The organism is Methylicorpusculum oleiharenae, assembly GCF_009828925.2.
Taxonomy (GTDB): Bacteria; Pseudomonadota; Gammaproteobacteria; order Methylococcales; family Methylomonadaceae; genus Methylicorpusculum; species Methylicorpusculum oleiharenae.
Window position 1 is genome coordinate 4,032,991 of sequence record NZ_WUTY02000001.1, and the last position, 23,980, is coordinate 4,056,970.

Here is a 23,980-nt window from a genome sequence, read left to right on the forward strand (position 1 = left end):
TGCCATCGCGGGGTTTGGAGGTATCGATACGGTTAAGAATCAGTTTGTATTTGCTGTCGTTATCGATATCGACGCTGGTGTAGCCGTGGGCGACCTTCAACTGACCGTTCCCGGTGCTGAGAATTTTGCCGGCGATAGTGATTTCGCCGCCGGTAGGTATGATGTCGTCGACCACGATGGCTTGTTTTTCGTAGTCAAAATAACCGTCGACCGGCACACGGTCGGTGCCAAAGCTAATCCCCGCCAGCACATTGCCGTCATCGTCCAGGAAGGACTGGGTTCGGTTGGCGGTAAAAGTGTCGGCAACATGCAGCGTGACTGTCTGCACGCCGCTTTGAATCAGGCCATTGACATTCAGATAACGGGCGGTGATGCTGATCCGGCCTTGGGCCAATATTCGCGACTCATTGACGTTGATGGCATCATCCAGATTCAAATTGACAGGAATAAACGCATCATTCAGATAAGTGACGTTAGCACTGCTTGCAAATTGGAGTTTGGAACCACTGCCCAGAGTCTGTGTATCGGCAACCAACTTGTCGTAATCAATATACTGGCGCGGGTCGCGATTAGTATGCAGCCAGTCTTCGGTATTCAAGGCAAAATCGGTTTTGGCATCGATCGTGACCGACGCCGCACGAATTTCGCCTGACACGCTAATACTGCCATCAAAATTCTTGATAGAGACATTACCCGCTTCGTTGATCACATCGCCGACCACATACAGGCCGCGATCGACATCGGGCACGGCTAAACCGTTAAAGTCATATCGTGACAACGGATCGAGCGCTTTCTGCTTGATTTCAATGGTTTTAGCGCTGGCATTGTTGACAGTGGTCAACGAGACATTATTGAGATAGACATTGCCGGCTTGTTGAGTGACGTACTCACCATCGACAACGGCGACACGTTTGTTATCACGAATCACCGTATCGGCCAAAGTCATTGCAAACGGGGTACGGTTGTCAATCTCGATTTTGGCTCCACCGTTAGCTTTGATTTGACTGCCGATCAACGTCGAAGGCAGCAGCGCAACTGTGTCGGTCGCGGTCCGGTATACGCCGTCACCTTCCACAAATACCGAGCCGGGCGCGGCATAGATGGACGGCAAATCAATGAACAGCGCATCTAGGTTTTTGTTTACCACTTGTTGGGTAACCCCGTTATCCGGGTTGGTGGCATCCTCAAGCAAACCCAAATCTCTCAGCGTGTCATCCAATGCCGCCAGTTGCACTTCATAGCGGGCGACGGCCTCTGCATTGCTGGAGTGGCTGGCAATCCAGCCCAAAATGGTTTCGCGTTGTTGGAATAACAGTGTGCCCAGGTTGCGATAGGACAAGCGCGGTGCATCTACAGTTACTGGCTTGATGACATACAGTTGATTTGCCAACTGATCTGCCAAGGCAGTAGTCGTTTCCGTGGTGTAGAAGAAATACGGCGATCCATTCGCTTCAACTTCGGCGATGGTTGGCCGGTAGGGCGCACCGGTTAACAAATTGGCATCGCGCTTAACGGTAGTCAACACCTCCCAACGGCTGGTATCGGCGTAGTTTTCCTTCTCCAGTAAGATGTTTTCGCCGCTGGTTTGCTTTTTGAATTGATAGTAGTTGTCCACCACGCCACCGGCGGTATGGCCGGTCAAGACCTTGACGATGGTGCCGGTAGTCACGGTAAAGCGAATTTCATCCAGATTGACGGCGCCATACTCGTAGGTCACGTCGTTTGGCAAATTTAGATCGGTTTTTTCCTGTGCCGTCAGTAAGGTGCCTATCCGGCTGACATCAAACGGCGCGCTGGCTTGGGTGTCGTTTACCGCGCGAATCAGCATCACCGCACTACTGTTGATACCGGCTTCAATCGATACATCGGAACCGACAATCACTTTATTGGTGCTGGTGACATTACCGCCATCGGGCACGCTAACCGCATAGGGAATGAAGGACAACGACAATACATCAGCATCGGTTTTGGCGCGATTATCTTCACCCACGCCTTCGACTGCCAACAGACTGACATCCTCCAGCGCTTTCAGCTGCGTGGTGCCGGCCAGATTGATGGTGTTGTTCTCATAAATGTCGGCGGCTACCACCGGCACCGCAATGCTGCCCAGCGAGATGGCAAGCACTTGCGAATTGGCATAGCCCAACAATACATTTGGCACACCAATATTGTTACGACCGGCGTAAAGCTGCACATCTGACCCTTTCAGCGTGGAGTCGGTGACATTAATGCTGTTATTGACGTTTTGGGTACTGTAGGCACCGGCACCGGCGCCGCTGACCAACGAAATAATCATCAGATTGGCGCCAGCCGAGACGTCTCCGGCCGAACGGGTCGTCAGTTGCAGATCGCCAGATTTGTTCTCCAGGGTAGCCCCGGTTACGTTGATCGTAGCATTGGCGACGGTATCGACTCTGGACTCGATCGCCGATATGTTGAAGCCGGAGACACTTTCCAACTTGCTTCGATCCACAGCGCGTATGTCAGTTGCTGCGCCAACACGGAACACACCCGGATTGGCATTGGTACCGGTGGCGGTCAAGACTGCACCACTGCCAATATCAACCTTGGCTTCGAAAGGATTGGTGCTGGTACCGATGTCAGTGTCGCTGAGCAGGAGGGTCAAGCCGACGACGCTGGCAGAACCCGATTGCAAATTGGCAGCATCGCCAAAGGCATCTTTGACCAATTCATTTTTGGCATCGATCACGATGTCTCGGGCGGTAACCCTGGCACCGGTGCCCACCTCGACATTGGCTTTAGTAGTAATGTCGTTGTTGATTCCCGCGCCGGTCCCGGATGCCAAAGCGACCGAATAGTTCTCGGCTTGGGCATCGAATGCCTGACTATAAGCGGACGTCATCAGGAAACTGGTGACATCCACCACGACGTTATCCCCTAAGCGGGCCAGAGCTGCATAATCGCTGTCCACATCACTTTGCGCGCCGGTCGCAGAGACAGCCGCGGCACTCCCGGCAATGCTTTCCGCCACCAGATCATCCGTGCCGGAGGCCGTGATGTTCAGCGTACCCGCCGTAACGGTAGAACCTTCGCCCACCGTCGATTGCACTTCGTAGACTGACTCACCTAGACCGAGGTCTATATCGGCAACCATGGCACCCACCGCGCCCAAACCGAAGGCACCACCGTTGGATTCCGCGCGGGCATAGTTATCAGCATTGGCCAAGATCGACACAAACTCTTCTGCAACCAACTCTGCATTCGAGGTCTCTGCTATCACGCTAGTCGTGATGGTCGCCTCAGCGCTGTTGCCGGTTACCCCAACCAGCGATCCGGAAACGCCGACCGACTTGGTTTTGGTCGCATCGTTTTCGCTCTCGGCTTTGACAACAATGTTTGTGGCGTTAATTCGGGCGCGACGGCTAACGCTCGCCCCTTCGATAGCAGCGCGAACCGTGCTCTTCAGCTCGTTTTCGATAACGGATACACCCAAGGCCGCACCCAAGCTGACGCTGATGGTCACGTTGGAGGCATCGGCTTCTACCTCGGCTTGTTCGCTGGCATTGACAGTCACGTCGCCCATCGCCACAACATCCAGCTCACCCTCAATCGTGGCCGAGACAGTGTTATCGACCACGTTATTCAACTCAACACCGCCGCCGCTGGCGCCAAATAAACCGGCGGACACCGAAGCGGTCACGGCACTGATGTCATCGACTTTGGCTTGACTGACGTCCGCCAGTACTTCGACATCGTTACCACTGATAATGGCATGGCTACCATCGCTATCGCTCAGATAAGCCATGACGTCGTTGGCAATCACGTTGTTGACGATGGAGGCGGCGATCGACACACCGCCGCCGATGCCGATCGCGACCGAAACCGCAGCGCCTGTGGCCTTGGCCTTGGTGACCATGCTGTCGGACACGGCCTTGACAGTGACGTCGCCCAAAGCCAGCACATTGCTGTCGCTGACATAGGCGTGAACTTCCGTGCCCATTTTGTTGGTGATTTCCACCCCGCTACCGGCAAGTGACAGAGCACCGACGCCCACGCTCAGCGCAACCGAGCCGGCAAAGGCTTCTGCACTGATGCGGTCAGTGGCGGTGGCTTGTACCCGCACTTTACCAGATGCTGTCAGGGTGGAATCGGTGACATAGGCCAGGACTTTATTGCCACCGCCGGTGTCGTCGTCGGCCGAATCGTAACCGATCAGATTGCGGGATACGGACACCCCGATCGAACCGGCGGCACCGATCAAGCCACCACCCACGGCAGCGGCCACCGCGCCAACCAGACTGGTGATCGTCGCTGAACTGCTTGCTTCAACTGTAATATCGCTTGCGGTACTTTTTAAAAGCCATTTGCTAGCATCGTTATAGTTTTCGGCCGAAAGATCTATGGGTGGTAATTCGTTATTGGGATCCAGGCGGTTACTGCCAATATATTGGAACAAGAGATGGCCATCGCCAAACGGAACTCGCACCACTTTGCCGGTGCGGAGTTCATTCGGCGTGGCAGAAGCCTCATAGTCGAACACTTCCGCAGACTCGGCCACGACCGTACTGTCGTCGATATAGGCCTGAACGGTATTGTTGATCAGGTTGATACCGTCGGCACCCGCACCTGCGACAGCCACTCCCACAAGCGAGAAACCGGCCGCCAAAGAAGCGGCAATTGAATCCACCGTAATCGTGGCGGTTTCGCTCGCAGTCAACGCGACATTGCCGCTACGCGCCAGAACTCCGTTGTTGGCGTTGCTGATGCTAGCTTCGATAATATTACTGATATCGTTTCTGGCCAGCGCAATACCGAGAGAGATAGAAACTGCGCCGGTGCCGGCAAACGACAGCGATAAAGCCGCGGCGCCCGCCCGGGCGGTAATGTTGGATACATCGGTAGCGCTCAAGGATATGTTATCGGCGCTGATACCCAGGGTACCGTCGCCGTCAATATAGGCTTTGACCGCCGCCTTGATTTTGTTCTCGGTATACACACCGGCGCCGGCAACGCCAACACCGACGGTACCGCCAACCGCAACGGCTGCGGAACCGGCACCAACCCCGGCTTCGATGGTTTGCGCCGAATTCGCTGTCAGGCTCAGGTCGCCCCCCGCTTTGATACTGCTATTTTCACTGTAAGCCTGGACTTCCAGTAGATTACCGGATTCGCCGATCCGGTTGATGGCCACCGCGACACCGATCGAAACCCCGACGCCTGCGCCGGCGCCGCCGACTCCGGCCGCAACTGAGATGCCGACCACCGTGGATATGATTGATGCTGAGTTGTTGGCCAGTAAAATGACATCCTGTTTGCTGTCGATTGAGGCATTTTGTAGGTACGCATTGGTTGCGCCATTGATGACGTTCAAAGCCACCGCACCGGCGCCGCTGACTGCCACACCCACGGTGGAGCCAAAAGCAACGGCAAAGGAGGCCGCAACCGATACCGCACGAATTGAAGCGGCTTCTTCGGTTGTCAGACTGATATCGCCCACCGTAGTGCTGATCAAATGCGGAGCGGTCGGGCTGTCGATGATATAGGCTTCAACGGTATTATCGATGTCATTAAGGGCGATCGATATACCGATGGAAACCGCCACACTGCCGGTTCCGCCGAAAGCGCCGGCAATCGAAGCGGCGCCGGCATCGGCCAAGATCGCCGAGTTATCCCGCGCACTGAGGGTCAGGCTGTCGGCGGTGATAGGACCCGCATTGGTGCCATTGCCATCGATATAGGCCACCACGTTGGCGGCGATTTTATTTTCGTTACCGACTCCGGCACCGCTGATACCAACAGCGGCGTTACTGCCGCCGGATATGGCTGCCGAGCCTGCACCAACGCCGGCATTGATTGATTGGCCGGACAAGGCAATCACGGACACGTCATCGGCTTGGGTGATGCTGGAATTACGAATAAAGGCAGCGACATCGTTAGGTGCTTTGTCGGTGCCCACCCGCTTCCACAAACCGGTGTTGTTGTAGTCTTGACCGCGGAAATCAATAGTGACCTCTTCCCAATCGCTATTGGCGCTGGTGTAATCTTGAGTGCTTAGGTCGACGCCGGTGCTGTTGGAGAGGCCGTTTTCATCAAATTTAAATCGATAGACTTTGTTACCGACCTTGACCATGTCGCCCGGATTTACGTCCGTAGGTCTGCTGGCAGAGGTGTAGGTATAACTGGTATCCGGTACATATTCGTAAACATCGCCGGACAGTACGCCCTTGTTGATTCTGACCTTGTCGCCTTTTTCCAGATAGGCCACGTTACTGGCATCCAGATCGTAATCGTAGGTCTCGCTGGTATCCGCCTCATAGCCGATCTGATTCCGCGCAACCGCTATACCCAACGAAGCCGCAACGCCGCCCTGACTGCCTACCGCCGCCGACACTGAGATCGCTACCACGGTGGCATTGATCACGGCATTATTGGCAGCCGCAACCCGCACGTCGCCGGCGCTGTTGACGGAACTCTCATCAATATAAGCCCGGGTATCGGTCAAAATATTATTGGCCGCGCCGGCGCCGGCGCCACTGAGGGCCACGCCTAAACCAGTCAGACTGCCTGACAATGCGACCGAGGCGGCTACCGATACCGCCTGGATATTGCCACCGCGCACTTCCAGCCGCAGGGTATTGCCGTTGCTGTCTACCACTTTAGCCACTCGGTAGCTGGAACGGCCATCGAAGACCATCCATTCGCTGCCGGCTTTTAAGGCACTGACTTTGAGGTCTTCGGATTTGCCGTTCAGGCTGACCCCGTTGGATTTAAAGGTGGATTTAAGGGTAGCCAAAAATAGTGCATCGGCCGTCGCATCGACAGCCGCTTCGTCGGTATTTTCAGTTTCTGTGTCGTCAGCATCTTTAAATGATGCATCATCCAAGCCGTTGACCAGGCTAGTGATCGAACTGGTATCGGTAATATTAAACCGGTGACGTCCGTTGGCGTTGGCTTCAACCGTAACGCCCTTGTCCGCCAACAGGGTTTTGACCGAATCCACGTCGCTGATGAACGCATCCACCGAATTATCGATAGTATTGAAACCCAGGGAAAACCCGATGGCTATGGACGCGCTGGAATTAAAACTAACGGCTGCGGAAACGGTTGCGGCAATCGCAACAGCATCGATAGACGCAATATCATCAGCGGTCACGCGGATATCGCCGGCAGTACTTTCGACACTATCCGAGCCAGTAATAGAGGCTTCGACGGTATTGCCGACCTCATTGATGGCAATACTGCCACCACCGGCTACCGCTACTGCAGTGTCGGCTTTCAACGCGGCCGCCAATGCGCCAGCCAAGGTGACGGCATTAATAGATGCTTCGGAATCCGCGCTGATTTCTATATCGCCGTGTGCTTTTAAGGGCGCATCTAGCACTGTGGCGGTGATAGAGTTATCAATGATATTTGCAGCTACTGCGACACCGACGCCTACGCCGGGGCCGCTTTGTTGTGGCCCTGACACGGAAATGGCTACGCCCCCGGCCAAGGCGAATATTTTCGAACTGTCATCGGCAGATACGGTCAGTTTGCCGCCGGCTTTGATCACTTGATTTTCGGTCGCGCTGACATTGGAAATCCGCGCATCGATGCTGTTTTTGATGAAAGAAATAGAAACCGATCCACCCAAGGCAAAATTGGCCGCACCCGCGCCGCCCAAGGTAATTGAGGTAATGCCGGATGACAATTCCACCGGCAGGGCGATTTGTGTGTCGCCGATGGCAATCTGGGTTACCCTCAAGCTGTGCGAAGCGCCGCTACCCTTGCTGTTCAAATCGACCACATCGAGCTTTTCATGGTGCAGACTGTGGTAGGTGCCAACACCTGTTGAGGTTAAATTAACGACTTCCAGGTAATCCTGATCCGGGGTGGAATTATCACTATCGTGATCGCCAAACTGTTGGGTCTGCAATTTAATGGTTTTGGCATCGACTCGTTTAACAATGTACTGTGTAACAGTGCTTAGACCGCCGATACTATCGGTTTCAACTTCAGAGCCATTGTTGTACACCACGACGTCACCGTCCTGGTAACCGTGATCTTCCGCAAAGGTAATGGTGTTTGCGTTTAGATCAATCACGTCGTCATCGGAAGGATCGAACGATTGCACTTCCAGGTTTTTGGTTTGCAGTTTCAGGCTGAAATCGTCGATTTTCTTGACATAATACACCTCGCCGTCGGTCAGTCCCTCGATGCTGTTGCCACCGCCATTGCGATAGGTCACGGCCTGGCCATCCTCGTAACCGTGGGCTGTGGCAAAGGTCAATGTATTGCTCGTCAAATCGACGGCATTTGCCGCGTTAGGATTGAACGCTGCCACCATGGCGGTGATGCTGGAATGTCCTGCAGTCGCATCCACAGGTGGTGCGAAACCACCGGCTACGGTAATGTTGCCATCGGCGACCGCTTTGGAATCGTCGATATAAGCACTGATTTTGTTATCCGCAGTGGAATCGCGGCTGATCAAATTGGGATTGGCATCATCGAAGCTACCGCCCACATAGTTGTAGGCTATCGCCGCACCAATCGCCGAACCTTTCACCGCCACGCCGATACCGCCGCCTATCGCCACCAGTGAGGAAGACTCCTTGGCGGTGACACTTAAATCGGTACGCGCAAAAACATCGGAGTTTTTGGAAATATGCGCATCAACGGTATTGGCAATCGAGTTGACCATCACCGAGCCGCCCAGGGCAAAATCTTGGGCGCCGGCCCCGCCAACCGCCAATGCTACCAACAAGGCCTCGTCGGCAGCGGACAAGGTTACTGCACCCGTTGTCGAATGAACGGTGGAAGACTCGATGTAAGCCAGATTTTTGTTCTGAATGAGGTTGTAACTAATCGCGGCGCCTATCGCCGCTTTGCTGCCAATACCGACCGCGATACCGCCGGATATGGAGACAATCAGCGAATTATCACTGGCTTGGATCAGCACATCGCCGCCCACGGTGACATCCGAATCAATGATATGGGCGTCAATGGTGTTAGTAATTTGGTTGATCAACAACGAACCGGCGCCTGCAATTTTGCCGCTAGGGCCCGCAGCAACCGCTACACCGAGCGCGACGCCGCCGATTTCTGCATCGGAGGTAGCCTTGACAGTGAGCGTGCCGTCGGCAGTCAATTCCACGTCGTCCAGGTAAGCCCGAACGTCATTGTCTATCTCGTTATAGCCAATGGCCGCGCCAATGGCATTACCAGTCGATACCCCAACGGCGCCACCAATGGCGATGATGCCGGAATCGTCACGCGCTTCAACTCGGGTATTGAGTTTGGGGTCTATCGGATCGCCGTTGTCGTCGAGTTCCTCGTCGATTTTAGTGTTGCGCACATAGGCTTCAGTGGTGTTGGTGATCAGATTCACCGACAACATCGCGCCTAATCCCACTGTCGCATCCGGGCCACCGGCCACGCCGACGCCTGCGGTAATGGCAAAAATCCGACCATCGCTGTCCACATTTTCGTTGGTTGCGGTTACCTTCAGCGATTCGCCGCCAATAACCAGGGTCGAATCAGAAATGTAGGCACGGGTAATGGTCGGTTTGGCATCCGACCCCAGAATATTGGCGCCCACACCGATACCCACACCAATCTTGCCGCCCAACGCAAACGCCAAACCGCCACCGACGGCAATGATCCGCGAGTTGTCGCTGGCCGTAACGCTGACGTCGCCGCCGACCTCGGCATCGACGCCGCTTAGATAGGCTTCGGTGACATTGAAAATCAAATTGATCGAAACTGAACCTGCAATGGCCTTACCGCCTTGCCCGGTGGCAATGGAACCGCCCGCGCTCAGTGTGATCAAGTCACCGGTGCGTTTGGCATCGATCGTTAAGGCACCAGGCGTGACAATATCGGTGTCAAGAATAAAGGCACGGGTTTTCACATCCAGATCATTGAAGCTGAATGCCCCGGCCAAGGAAGTCGAACCGCTGGAAGCTCCTGCTTGCCCTTTGGCAAAGCTGGCACCGCCAGTGACGGCAACCTGGAAGAAATCATCGGTGGCGGTCACGGTGACACTGCCGGCTTGAAGTTTTCCAGCGTTGACAATCGATGCTTGGGTATTGTCTTTAACGATATTGACTGAGAGTGCGGCAGCTGCACCGAAACCTGATTGGGGCGCCTCTACACTGTCGCCCAATAGGGACAAGGCTTTGAGCGGTGAATCTTGCGGCGGCGGTGTGCCGCCGGAGTCGCCGCTGGCCACCGCACCAGCCACTGTGAATGACCATAAATCGCCATCCACTTTGGCTAAGACGTCGACTTTATCGGTGACATTAATGTAAGAGGTAGAGCCAGGCGCGCCCGCCACGGCAGTCAGCACGTCCGGATCACCTATCACGGCACGGGTTTTGCGGTCAAAGTCATTGATCGCCAAAGAGAATCCGACGCCTACACCGTCGCCCACCGCAACGCCGCCCGCCCAACTCGCCGTCGTGGTCAAATCGCCGGCATAAAGACGCATATCACGCCCGGTAATTTGAGCGGTTTCGCCCACCTGCACCAGCGTATCGCTATCCTGGCCCGCATAAACCACCGAACCGGCCACCGCAAAACCGCCGCCCTTGCCGGCTGACTGGGCCAGATGGATATTGAACAGCGCCTCTTCGGCTTTCATGTTAAAGCCGCCATCGGCGCCACTGTAGATTTGTGCATCGTCTTCGACGATGGCATGGGTCGTGTTGTTTTGGACGTTGACGAATATCGATCCGCCTGCACCGCCTTTTGAGCCGCCAGTGCCAAGTACATTTTTACTCAGTTCTTTCTTAAGTTTGAATTTGGAGGCTTTAGGATCGGCAGAGGGGTTAGGAATCACATCCAGCGTCAAACCGGGCAAGGCAAAAATACCGGTCATATTGATGGTTTGCTGATAATTGGTAGCTTCAATCGAAACCACCTCCTCTCCTTTCAGATCGCCCTGGTTTTCAGCTTGATTGGGATGATCGTTGACCAATCCTGGTAAATGCCAGCTCGCGTCCTGATTGATTGCTACACCGGACTCGACAATGGCTTTGGAGACATTGGTCAGGTCCATGATGTTGACAGAACCGGCTATGCCTAATTTTTCCGCATCGGCGGTACTGGCGACCCACGTATTAAAGAATGAGTCTTTCAGGCCCAGGGTCGAATTGAAATATTTGGTAATGGCATCCAGGCCATCATTGCGGATGCCGTCGACAAACTCACCCCAAGACAATGGAATATATTCGTCAAAACGAGTCAGGAACGGATAAGTGACATCGGAAATAACCCTAGTCGCACGAAGCCCATCCAATGTCGCTGCTTGCCAGCCGCCACCGGTTTTGGCATCGGAGTGTATGGTGACGATCGCCGTATTACTGATAATACCGATGTTGACTGCAACGCTGACTACGGTATCCGCGCTGTTGAGCGTCGGCTCGGCATTGCTTTCCGCACCCAGGGTATATTTTTGACTTATTAAAGCTTTGACTTCCAGGTCTTCGTTGGATTTCAAGACCGCGCTACTGCCAACATCGGTCAGTACGCTGTGTTCGACAAAAGTAAACGCCAAGGCACCGGCCACGGATAATTCGTTGCTGGCACCAGCATTGGCTTTTTGCGCTTCAGAATATTTTTTGGTCAACTTTTCCAAAAGCAGATTCGGCAGATTGGTTTCGACTGCGCTTGTAAACTTTGACCAATAACCGGGATTGGGGTCTTCTGCCGTCAAACCAGCACTGGCCGAGGCGTTGTTTTCAGCACCGAGTTTGGCGACGACGCCAATGCCTGTGGCAAAATCGGAATCCAGCACATGTTTGGCTACTAGTTTATAACCTGTCCCGGTTGCTGTACCTATATCAATCAAAATACCGCCACGCGCTTCGTTTTCCGACTCGGACAATCCAATGACTTGTTTATCTGTAAAGCGCGTGTTGCCTTGCAGATTGGTTTGATTGGTGGAAGCCGCTATATAATATGTATTACCATCGACCAGCCCCTCTATCGCTGAAGTGCCTTCGTGGTAAACCACCGCTTGGCCCAACTCGAAGGTATTGAAGACACCTCCGCCCCAAGGCAGGGAAATACTATCGGTATCGGCATCAACATCGGTACCATCAAAGCTACGTTCGTTGTTATTGGTTTCTATGACTGAGCCGGATTGGTCGATCAAATTGACAATGTTACCGGATTCATAGCCTAAACTGGCCCGAATCGCCTGAGTTTCGGTTTCGGCAAACTTGTAGTAACCATCAACATCATCCTGAATCACATAGTACTCGCGGCCATCGACCATATTGCCAATGCTGGTGCCACGGCGGTTGGTGTACGTAATGGTATCTTCGGTGACGAGAGAAGTATCGCCGAGATAGACCCGGTCGAAGTCGTAGTCTACATAGCCGAAATCGGGTGTTTTGACTTCCCATATTGAGTCGTCGGCATAATTCTCACCCGTCGTGGAAAAACCAGCGCCTGTTCCTTCCGGTGTTAAATCGATAGAACCATTTCTGGTGCTGCCGATATATTTCAACAACGTACCTTTCGGTAAATCGTCATTGAAATCATTCATCAATTTGACAACTTTGCCATTTTCCAATTGGTTGATGGTTTGAGTTGATTTGTAATCGAAACCTTTAACTGTCGGGTCGATTTCCAACTTGACCACCGCACCGGGCTCCATCAATGCGGTAATGCTGCCATTGACGATGGTATGAATATCGGCATTGGAAATTTCAATTCCAAAAGCCAGCCCCGCTGCGCCTTCGGCATACATGCCGGCTTCAGCGCTGGCCTCGGCATTGATGTCGCCGCCGGCCGTGACATTGGCGGTTTTGCCGGCGGTGATGGCAGCGCCTTCCGCGACGGTCACGTACGATTCGACATCGGCATTAGCCACCCCTATCACCAGGGCGATTTGTTTAGACCCCGGATTGGGGGTGCTGGACACCTCGCGGATGGTTGAGGCGCTGATGTTGGCGGTGGCGTTGGCGGTGGACGTAATCACGACGGCATCTGCAGCCGTGATCACTACGTCTTCTGCGATGTTGATGTCTGCGTAGGCCTTGGCTTGAGCGTAGCCGATACTGATCAAGCTACTGGATGCGGCACCGGAAGAATCGGAAACCGCGGTGGCATACATCCCCAGGGTACCGGCGCTGAGCAATTGCGCCCCTTCTTTGACCGTGATCTTGGCCTCGGATTTTTTCACCAGAATTTTGACCGGCATCGATACCGCGCCTTCCAGCAGTCCGGTCAGCGGCTCGATGACAAACTTGGACACCTCGTTGCCGGCGCCGATTATGTCGCTGAAGCTTTTATCTTCGGCCTGCAAGACGAAGTAGATGGCGCCGCCTTCCAGAATGGCATTTTTGCCAATGTCGACCGAGACGCTGCGAGTGGTGGGGAGAATCGGCGATAGGTTTTCGAACGTAGCAACCCCGATATCGCGGTTACGGAAAAATATGCCGTCGTCGCCAGCTTGAATTCTAACCCCGTCCTCGACTTGAACGTGGTCGGCAAACACTTCCAGATAGTAGGGCGTTAAAGATGCCAACGGCAGATCATTCGGAACACCGGAATCGCGTTGCACAGTCGTCCGCTTGTCGCGAAAGATCACGGTGTCCTGATAGACGTCGTCTTCCGGCATGTCCGGATAGAGCAGATCGGCGCGTTGCAGCCGATGGCCGTATAGGTAAAGACTGCCGGTGAAATTGGTCGGCAACGGTTCGACGATGATGGTGTCCTTGCCTTCCATGCCGTCGATGCGCAAGGAAACCAGCGAGGTTACTTCTTGTTGAGACAACTTATAGATGTTGCCCGCATAACTGATTTTAATACCGCCAGCGACATCCGGATCTTCTGTCACCGTGATGGTGTCGTTGAAAATACTTCCGGAGATAATCGGATTTAATGGATCGGTTTTATTGAAGAAATTGACATAATCCATGCCGGCATAGTCAATAGCTTTACTAAACGCATCGCCGCCCGATGTGGTCCCTGATTGGTTGTTGATCAAAGAACTGGGGTTATAAGCTTTGTATGTTTCGTCGTCGGTCGGATCGATAAAAATCAAACCATCGCTTCCGCCGGTACCGCCGTCTATCGTACCGGTTATGTTTCCTAGTCCTTCGATGACGAATACGTCGGTATTGTTGTTGGCACCGGTCAAATTCTGGAAGTCGCTGAAGGAAATTTCGGCAACCGAAAATTGATCCTCGCCGCTTACCGTCCAGACTACCGACTTTTCCGTCGGCCCGATTACCTCGTCATCATCAGACGCGCCACCTTCGAAACTGTCGATGTTGGCAAATGCGCCGACTACAGTGACTGAGCCGGAAGTAACCCTGCCCTGCTGATCCTGGATCGCTGAATCTGGCAGGCCAACGGTTATTTGATCAGTATAAGCGGCAAAGCTGATGCTATTGACTTCCGTTTCTGTATCATCCCCGTCTTCAGCACCACCATCAACGAGTCCCGAAATCGTGGCACCATCCTCAACAGCAAACGCATCGTCCCCGGTACCACCAATCAGATTTTTGATGTTCTTGAAAGATAAACCATTCAATGTACCTTCATCGGCGGCGGTGAAAATCCATTCGTTGTCGTCGTTGTCGGCCACCAGCGCATTATCGCCCGTACCACCATCAATCAAACCGTCCAAAGAACCGCTCAAATCTATTTTGAATGCGTCAGAACCGCTACCTCCTTTGAGGTTTTCGATAGACGTGAAAAAACCTCCACCGGTCACATAGCCTTCGTTGGCAGCGGTCACCTGCCAGTCGAAGTCGGCATCGGGTCCCTGCAAGGTATCGTTGCCTGCGCCGCCGTCGACGGTCAGATCGCCCGACCACCCTTTTAGTGTAAACAGGTTGTCCAAGCTGCCACCCATCAGCTCAGCGCTTTCGAAACTGGTATCATCGGCGGAATTGATCAATGAAAGAGTGACACCGCCGACCTGGAGTTCGGAATCGGACAGTTCAAAATTGGCGTCGTTTTCCACGCTGAGAGTATCTGCCCCTTCACCAAGAAATGTCAGGCTCACGGAGGTCAATGCGCTCAGACTAGCCATGTCTAGCTTAAGTATGTCGTCCCCGCTGGTGCCAGTAATACTGATACCACCATTCAGCGCATCGATTGCATTTGCCGAGCTTACAATCGTTTGGGTATCATCCAGTAATCGGAACTGAGCGGGGTCTTGATCGGAGCCATTACCGGCATGGTAAGCCAAAGTTAAATCGGTTGCTGTACCATAAGACAAATCAGCCGACATCAGAATGCGAGGCTCCAGGACCTCGAACAACAGTCTTCCGGACTGTGTGTCTTTAGGTGATTTTGCGAGCGCTTTTTTTCCTTGCTGCCAGGCTTTCTTCCACCAAATTCCTTCCTGATTATTGTCAATCAGCGCGTTGAAATTAGTTTTCTTTTTTTGGAATGGATGGGCCATGACAATAATCTCCTGTATAAAACGTTCTTGGCAGCCCTTCATAAGGAGGGGCGTTGTAGTTTTTGCAGGAAATTCGATCTGACATGAAAAATAAGACACATCAACGATCCTGCATGGTGCCAAGCATCGTGCAAACCATTGAATTCATTTAATTGAAAAAAGGTATCTGCTCACCCCCTCCAAATTTAGTGGGTGTAGGTGGTTGATTGAAAAGGCTTCTGCAACAGTGATGTTGCAGAGAACTACAGGGACGTATAGATGCGTCCTTTGAAATCAAGCACCTACACCCTTAATTCAAAGCGGGCGAGTAGTTACGAAAAAAGTTCGTAATTATTCTGCGTAGGTTGGGTTGCCTGTTTTTTGCAACCCAACAATTTACGAGAAGGCATTGAAATGTTGGGTTAGCTATCGTTAACCTACACGACACTTCAACTTCGTATTATTGTTCGGCAGAATAGTTACAAAAGTTCAATTAAACAAACTCCAAGAAAGTACGCCGAATTTCTGATTATCTTCAGATAAACCTGGCGGATTATCCGGGGGATCCTTACTTTCTTAATTGTTTGTGACCAATTCCTAGCACATATAGGTTATCAATGTAACGGTACAGAAGAAAATGAGGAATTCCCTGATTCGTAACTAGGGGAATCCCCTATCCCGGAGGCCGTTAAGTCCTTTTACAGCAAAACAAATTCAAAGCCTTGCCCAAACTACAACAAGCCGAGTGTTTCGCACTGAACGTTGAATGACTGAAATGCCGGAGTATCGTTTGATGAGTAACCTCTAAGGTTTTTAACTTATATACAAAGCACTTATCAAAGATTAAGATTCCAATTAAATTAGACCGCAAAATCGATAGATCACTCTCGAATAGCAATGTGGCATCAATACTGTTGAAATCTTATCGTATGAAAATCAGGCAACATGTTCTAGGGTCACTAGGCGTCTGTCTGCTCTATCTGGCCTCCGCTAAACTGGGTCTCAAATACGCTGTTATCGGCCAAACAGTCACCTTGTTATGGCCTCCCAGCGGCATTGCCTTGGCGGCCACTCTAATCGGTGGTTATCGAATGTGGCCTGCTATCGCTTTAGGCGCATTCATGGCTAATGTCGGGACGGACGTTCCGCTCATTACCCTTGCAATGATTACCTTGGGAAATACGCTGGAGCCTTTAGTGGGGGCTTTTTTGCTCAGATTCAAACATCAATTTTCTATTGCGCTGGACCAGGTATCCGATGTAATGGCATTGATAGCCATAGGAACTTTTGGCAGTACAATGGTGGCTGCTTCCTTTGGTGCTTTGGGACTGTTGGCGGGAGAGGAAATCACGTTGGACCATTTCGGCTCGACTTGGCTGACGTGGTGGCTGGGTGATGGAATGGGGGTTCTGGTTATCAGTCCGGCTCTTCTTACCGGATTTGTTCTAACAAAAGAAAAACCTTTTCCTGTTGTGTTTTCATGGCCAAAAGTCCTGGAGATTGCGATCTTGGCACTGACCTTAACCATTGTCGGGCAAATCATTTTCGGCAATGTCAAGATAACAGGGCTGGGTAATTTTACAACATCACTGGCAATTTTCCCTTTTGCCATTTGGAGTGCGCTACGCTTCGGTTCGTTGGGGGCGGCCATTGTTGCTCTGGCTGCATCCCTCCTCGCTATCAATGGAACGGTGAACGGCACAGGCCCTTTTATCGCAGACAATGAACTAGAAAGCTTGATACTGTGGTGCTTATTTGCCGACCTTATCGCTGTTACCGGACTTATACTGGCTGCTGTTAATGGTCAGCGGCACAAGGCTATCAATGCATTACAATCTGCCAATGAAAATCTGGAAATGGAAGTAAAGAGTCGAACGGATGATCTTCTGCTGGCCAACTGTAAACTCCAAGCAACACTGGACGAACGCAAGCTTTTGTATGTTGAAATGAATCAGATTTGCGAAGAGCGTCAGAAACTCATTGGGCAGGAATTACATGACGGGTTAGGCCAACAACTTACCGGAGCCTCTTTATTGGCGACATCTCTGCACGAAATACTGGCAGCGAAATCAGCATCCGAAGAGCCTCTGGCCCTGCAGGTTAAACAACAGCTCGATGAGGCGACTTCAATGGTTCGTTCGCTTGCCAGGGGACTTTATCCGGTCGCGCTGGAATCCGGCAGTTTATCTTCAGCCCTTAAACATCTTGCCCTTTACTCGCAGAGTTCGTCCGATATCCAATGTTTCGTTAAAGCCACCATTGACGACTTTCAACTTGATAAAGATACTCAATTAAACCTATACAGAATAGCCCAAGAGGCAGTTTGCAACGCCTTGCGTCACAGCAAAGCTCAAAGGATAGACATTAATCTGTCACGATCCGGTAACCATTATTTGTTTTTGATCGAAGATAATGGCATAGGTCTGGAAACCAATAATATCAAGTCTGCTGAATCGTTAGGTCTTAGAAGTATGCGCAGCCGAGCTGACTTGATCGGTGCAGTGCTAGACGTAAAATTGAGTTCGTCCGGCGGCACAGCAATAGTCGTTAATGGGCCCCTCAAGCCTGTGGAGTAAGGAATGTCAGAAAATATTCCGGCCAATGCAAATCAATCCAAAGCGAAAATTATAATCGTAGACGACCACCCTATCGTGCGTCAGGGTTTGGCCCAGGTCTTGAATGTGCAGGCAGACATGCACCTTTGTTGCGAAGCCAGTAATGCCGAAGAGGCCATGCTGGCAATGGAAAACTGCCACCATGATTTAGCGATTGTCGACATTTCCCTGCAAGGTACCTCCGGATTTAGCCTTATAACATCGATTTTGACGCATTTTCCCAATCTGCCCATCCTGGTCATGAGCATGCATGAAGAATCTCTTTATGCTGAACGCTCACTTAAACTGGGAGCAAGAGGCTATGTCATGAAACACCGGGCGACTATCGATATAAAAACAGCTATCCGGCAGATTTTGGCAGGCGAACTTTATGTGAGCGATGAAATTCATAGAATGATTCTTGACCGGATGAGTTCAAATTCATACGATCAGGGCAACGATGATCCGACTAAAAGTCTTACAATCCGTGAGTTTGAAGTTTTGCGGCTGATCGGTTTCGGTTTCGGCACAAGAGCAATTTCTGAAAAACTGAGCAGGAGTGTAAAAACTATTGAAGCACATAGAGCCAATATCAAACAAAAACTGGGCCTTAGCACTGGCATCGAATTACTTCGTTTTGCTACGCTATGGATTAAAAAGAACGACTAGGCTATGGCGATCAATCATGCTTTTCTTATCTATATGCACATTGCCCAAAAATAATGGCGCCTTCATTTAAGCCCCTTAAGATAATCGTAGTCACAAAAAAACGCTAAAACATGACAAACCAGGCCAAATATTTTCACTATTTACTCGCATGCATGATCGCATGGGCCGGTATTTCAGCGGCGCTAGCCGAGGATTATTCATGCGAGGAAACCGGGGCGACCACTGTATGGATCTCGCCCCTCGCCCCCAAAGCCGATGAGCCGATCAAAATCATGGCCGTATCAACGGATAGTCCTCTGACAGAGCTTGCGCTAATTGACAGCCAAGGTCGGCGCAGGCCCTTACAATATCGCCGCAGAGGAGGTCCCCCCTGGAGTTTGATAACCGCGTTGGAAGCGTTAAAGGAAGGGGATTACCGCATCGTGGCCAGGCGGGATGGAGAGCAAACCGCTTGTCATCCGCTTAGCATCGGCAGATCAGGTAGACAGGAAATCCCCAAAGTTTGGGAACTTGCCATCGAAGCGTTTTATTCCGCCTGGATAGAGGAATTATTTGGTGCGCCGTTAAAAGAGGTCCTGCGTTTTCATTCGCTGGATCCGGTGATACAAAACAAAGAGCGGAACTTCCTACACAGCTATCTCGGCCTCAACGAAGATGACGGTCTATCACTGACCCCGGATTGCGCCGACCTGCCTTACACCTTGCGGGCATATTTTGCATGGAAGGTCGGCCTGCCAATCGCCTTCCGCGATTGCGGGCGAGGTTCAGCCGAGGCACCGCCGCAGTGTGAAGTTGCCACCATCAAAACCGAATTTACTCAGCCTATCAGATCTCAGGATACGTTCCGGAATGTCTGCAGGGAATTGGTGAACGTGGTCCATTCGGGCGCGGTAAGAACCGGGCTTAAAGACGAAACTACAGATCTGTATCCCATCCCGCTTAGCAGGGAAACACTCTGGCCGGGAACGGTCTTTGCTGACCCCTATGGTCATGTCCTGGTGTTAGTGGAATGGTTGCCGCAAAGGACGGACCGCCCAGGCATCTTGCTGGGCGTCGATGCCCAGCCGGATAGCACGGTTACCCGAAAACCGTTTTGGGAGGGCTCCTTTCAATTCGCGGCTATCCAGGGTGCGGGACCTGGCTTCAAGGCTTTCCGGCCCTTGGTCCGCAATCCCTCGGGGGAATGGCGGGTTCTCGCTAATGGCGAGTTGATCAACAATCCCGGCTTCGCTCCTTTTTCCCTGGAGCAAGCTCAACTGTCACCGGACGATTTCTACGCAAGAATGACCAAGCTCATGAATCCGAAGGGTCTTATTTATCCCAAACAGACTTACGAAGCTACACTGAATGCCTTGATCGAGCAAATCGAGGCCCGTGTGACCTCGGTGGACAACGGCGAGGCTTATTTGCGCAATAATCCAGGCAGCATCATTCCCATGCCTGACGGTGCAGCGATTTTTCAGACGATCGGCCCCTGGGAAGATTACGCCACGCCCGCCCGCGACATGCGACTGCTGATCGCAATGAATGTGCTAAACGGCTTACCCCGAAAGATCGTGCGTTATCCCGAATTGTTTGTACTCAAGGATCAGCGGCCTGAAGCAGCGATGGAAGAAATCGAACAACACCATAGAAAGCTCATCAAGGAGCGCAGCATCCGCTATACGCGGACGGACGGCAGCATGTGGGAGCTCACCGTGGATGAAGTGCTGGCAAGAAAACCGGATTTTGAAATGGCTTATAATCCTAACGACTGCCCCGAAATAAGGTGGGGGGCGAAACCGGGCACGGAAGAATATTCGACCTGCCGCCGCCACTCACCCGCAGAGCAGCGGGATAAAATGGAGCAATACCGGATCTGGTTTCGCGAGGTAAGAAGGCCTGCATAATGAAGAATTAAAGATATGACCGGGAAGAAGATCCTGAGCAGTGAATTTTATTCCAGGGGCGAGTTCATTCGCCCCTACCGATAAAAAAGCGGCGTTATTGTTGACCAACTCGAGAATGACGCTGATTAAAACAGCAGCTCTTTAAAAAAACTCTTCGGTGCGCCGCAAATCGGGCACTCCCAATTTTCAGGAATATCCTCCCAGCGCGTTCCGGGTGCTATGCCGCTATCAGGATCGCCTTTCGCTTCGTCATAGATGTGTTCACATTCCATGCAGTGGTATTTTTTATACTCAGCCATCATTTTTCTCCTCGGTTGAATTGACACCCACATATTAAAACGATACCTGGAAAAACAAAAGCAGCTCAATATCGTTGTGTGGTCGGACCACTACAATGTGCATCACGCATCAAGATACTCGACTTCATCGGGAAAGAATAAACGTAGATCGCGGTTGGCGATAGCCAACCCAATATTCAAGGCCAGGCTGGTTATTCAAAGGTTATTACCTATGAAGAAGCTATTGAAACGTGCCATGCCCGCGATTGAACCAGATTAAGTCGCGGGCATGGCCCGCTCCTACACTAATGCCTGTTGATTCATTGCGGTGGCATTTACTTTGATGGATTAAAATTTATTGAGCACCAAGTACGGCCGAGTGTTCAAGCAAAATACGCCGAACTTCTTCAATAACTTCAGGCTGCCCCTGGCAAGAATGGTTCCAGTTAACTACTTTCTCCGAAATCGCTTCGTCAATATGTGCACTTTGGTAAGCCACAACGCCGTCATCCCCCTCTTCCTTAGGCCCGTCGCCGTCCACGGCAATGATCGAGTGAGCCGGAATATGCGAGGCTACCGGGATGGATGCCAGTGTTTTTAATCCCGGATTATTTGGGTTCATGTTGTCGGCGGCTGTCGGCGGCCTGCGTAGTTTTGTCAGCAATTTCTCGTCGCCGGATGCGGCAGCTGCTTGAGCAAACCCGCGTATCATGCTCTGAGGCAGGGTGACAAGCTTGGCGACCAATCCTGTCACCCACGCAGATGCCGCCGCCATAGCACCGTGATGCGGTGTCGAAATGAAGATGACCCGTTTTACAAAGGGCAAAGGTTTAAAGAACAACGTGCGTTTTAACAGCGCTTCCACATCGGGCGATACCATTATTTGGTCAAACGGTTTGTCGCTGGTCAGATCCCATAAACGGTTGCCGGTATCGATTGCCATCATCTTGGTCAGTAAGCCACCCTGGCTATGGCCTATAACGACCATCTGTTGCAATGCCGGGTCTTTGTGATTGGGATCAAATTCATTGAGTGCATTTTCTAATGCTTGACTCAGCACTCCCGCCGAATACGGCACGGGATTCGCCGAGTCATAGATGAAAAACCAGACCTGATAGTTTTCACGGATTCTTTGATCACCTTCCAGCTCATTGATCATTTCAGCCCAGCGCAATGGGCTAGAGGCCGTGCCATGCACCAAAACCAAGGGAATCTTGCCTTTGCGATAAGGATGCAGCGTGAACAGACCATCGTTAGCGCGATCCTTCGGGATGGCGCCACTAAACAGTCCGCCCTTCAGAAAATTGAGAATCTCCAAGGAATAAAGAGGGTTTGCGTTGAGCTGTAAGGCAAGAGCCGCGGTAGGGTCGGATTCAATTGGCAGCACTTGACCATCGACGATCAGTGTTGTGGCTTGATCATTAGCATTCAACTCGAGTTGACCGTTGATTTGCCCACCCGCCAGACTGGAACGTGCATGTTGTAAGCGCGCGATCACTGTGACCGGCACTTTGGTGCGTGGCCCCAGGCGTTCCGAACCGATTACTTTATTCGATGCCTGTTCACTGGAAATACTGGCTGCCAGCGTGGCGCCAAGACCCGAAGTGCGATAGCGGTTTCTAAGCCCCCGAACGTCCAGGAACGCGGTAGAAATAAAGCGCTCTAGTCGATAGCCGCCCCAGAACAGAGCATTTTCGTCAAAGTTTAAAACCAGTGTCCCGAAGGGAAGTTGATAGGTGCCCGGTTTTAGTTGAACTTCAACTTCATTATCTTCGCTGTCTTCCGGTTTAGCTAAACCTTGCGCAAGCCCTTGATTGTATAGATCATAAGCCAGTCGGTATCTAGGGTCGGAAGCCTTGAGTTGCACACCGTGACCATCGCCTGGAAACAGCAGCGACCAGGCATAAACTGCTGCCGCCAGAAAGTAGGCTTGGTCGTTCTTTTTTTGGGCATGCAACATCGATAACTCCGCCAGAGTAAACAGTTTGTCCTCATCGTCCATCGGTTTGAGTTCGGCGTGGAGTTCCGCGAGCACTGTTTCCGGTTCGTTTTCGAAGCGATCCATGAGTCCATTGCGCCTCAGTACCGTTTTTGTTGCTTCCGACGGCTGCCCTGCCGACAATGCGTTTTGTGTGTTTAATTGATAGCCGGTCTGAATGTTTACCGGATCAATACCTACCGGTGTAGCGCAACCCTCGACTAGTAACCCGAATAAACAAAACACGAAAACGTTTAAACAGCTGGTAACACGTTGTTTATTGGGGAGCGAAGCGATAGTTTTGGTCATAAACAAAGGGGAAAAGTGGACAGTTAAGGGAAGATAAGTTTGACCCATTCAGGCGGAGTATTTAGTAGTTTAAATGTAAATTAGCCACATCATTGTCAAATATAGAGTAAGCGATTAACAAAATGTAATACGTTCGCACTGAACATCTCGAAGGGCTCACCATGGATGATAATTTACATTCATTATATTACTTGAAAATGACTTGTTTGATCCGTAAAAATAAATGAACAACGACTTATAAACAGCCTAAAGCTGTATTTGAAAGAATTGCCGCAATAGCTCTTAATAGAAGCGTGTTTTCATTAAATTATCTTTTTTTTACTTCGCGCGGTCATGTTTGCGGCTTTTATGACAAGGCTATTATGTTTGACGCTTTCAGGGATGTAAGCGGAAGACTGCGCCGGGAACTGGCAGTCGAGAGCAAGGCGCGGAAACAGGCGCAGAGCAAGCTCTGCAACTGTTTCCGCAAAGCTTCCGCTCCCTGCTCACGCCCTTTACCTACATTCATGTAGGTAACGCCGCTATCGGACAAAAGAGCGCGCCAAAAAACCGCAAATGTGGCCGCACGAAGTATACCCATATATGGACTCCTCCCCAATTGCAAGCCAAGATTGCTTAAAAAATGATGTTTCCAACAGAGATCGAGATTGCCGCCATATATTCGGCCTCTTTGTGAAGGCACTTATGACCTTCGGGCCCTGATGAATCTATCCGCGTGCTTTTGTCTCAACCACCGTAACGATTTCCAAGAATCTCTGGGTAAAACGGACTTCAAAAGCACCGGTCTGACCTGTTGATCGTCATCACATTAAGTTCTCTTGCCTCCGCAATCTGTTGAACTCTTTTACATCACCGGTTTGAGGGTTATCCACGCTTGGCCCAGCGCCGGAACCCTTCCATCGCGTGGAGGCGGTGGG

At 51.7% G+C, this 23,980-nt stretch carries 7 protein-coding genes (1 of these 7 cut by a window edge); 3 read left to right on the top strand and 4 right to left on the bottom strand.

Features of this window, described 5'->3' with window-relative positions; translation table 11 throughout:
* Positions 1 to 15,367 carry the 5' portion of an LEPR-XLL domain-containing protein gene (locus tag GO003_RS18180; protein ID WP_159656878.1) on the bottom strand. It extends 13,946 nt beyond the left edge of the window, so 15,367 of the gene's 29,313 nt are visible here — the first part of the coding sequence; it begins with the start codon at positions 15,365 to 15,367; its stop codon lies off the left edge, out of view.
* Between the two features lie 908 nt (positions 15,368 to 16,275).
* Between GO003_RS18180 and GO003_RS18185 the strand changes: the two genes are divergently transcribed.
* The 3 genes from GO003_RS18185 (at position 16,276) to GO003_RS18195 (ending at position 20,498) form a co-directional block, all read left to right on the top strand.
* Positions 16,276 to 17,922: a sensor histidine kinase gene (locus GO003_RS18185; RefSeq protein WP_159656876.1), complete on the top strand. Its 1,647-nt coding sequence runs from the start codon at positions 16,276 to 16,278 to the stop codon at positions 17,920 to 17,922.
* Positions 17,923 to 17,925: 3 nt separating this feature from the next.
* Positions 17,926 to 18,609 (top strand): response regulator transcription factor, encoded by a 684-nt coding sequence (locus GO003_RS18190; RefSeq protein ID WP_159656874.1) that lies wholly within the window; start codon positions 17,926 to 17,928, stop codon positions 18,607 to 18,609.
* 110 nt (positions 18,610 to 18,719) lie between these two features.
* Complete coding sequence (locus GO003_RS18195) at positions 18,720 to 20,498, top strand: hypothetical protein (protein WP_159656872.1); 1,779 nt, start codon at positions 18,720 to 18,722, stop codon at positions 20,496 to 20,498.
* Positions 20,499 to 20,623: 125 nt separating this feature from the next.
* On the opposite strand, the gene GO003_RS18200 is transcribed toward GO003_RS18195, so the two are convergent.
* The 3 genes from GO003_RS18200 to GO003_RS18210 form a co-directional block, all read right to left on the bottom strand.
* Complete coding sequence (locus GO003_RS18200; protein WP_159656870.1) at positions 20,624 to 20,797, bottom strand: rubredoxin; 174 nt, start codon at positions 20,795 to 20,797, stop codon at positions 20,624 to 20,626.
* Between the two features lie 334 nt (positions 20,798 to 21,131).
* Complete coding sequence (locus tag GO003_RS18205; RefSeq protein ID WP_159656868.1) at positions 21,132 to 23,063, bottom strand: esterase/lipase family protein; 1,932 nt, start codon at positions 23,061 to 23,063, stop codon at positions 21,132 to 21,134.
* Between the two features lie 346 nt (positions 23,064 to 23,409).
* Positions 23,410 to 23,643 carry a hypothetical protein gene (locus GO003_RS18210; protein ID WP_159656866.1) on the bottom strand — a complete coding sequence of 78 codons (234 nt, stop codon included), beginning with the start codon at positions 23,641 to 23,643 and terminating at the stop codon, positions 23,410 to 23,412.
* Between the last annotated feature and the right edge of the window lie 337 nt (positions 23,644 to 23,980).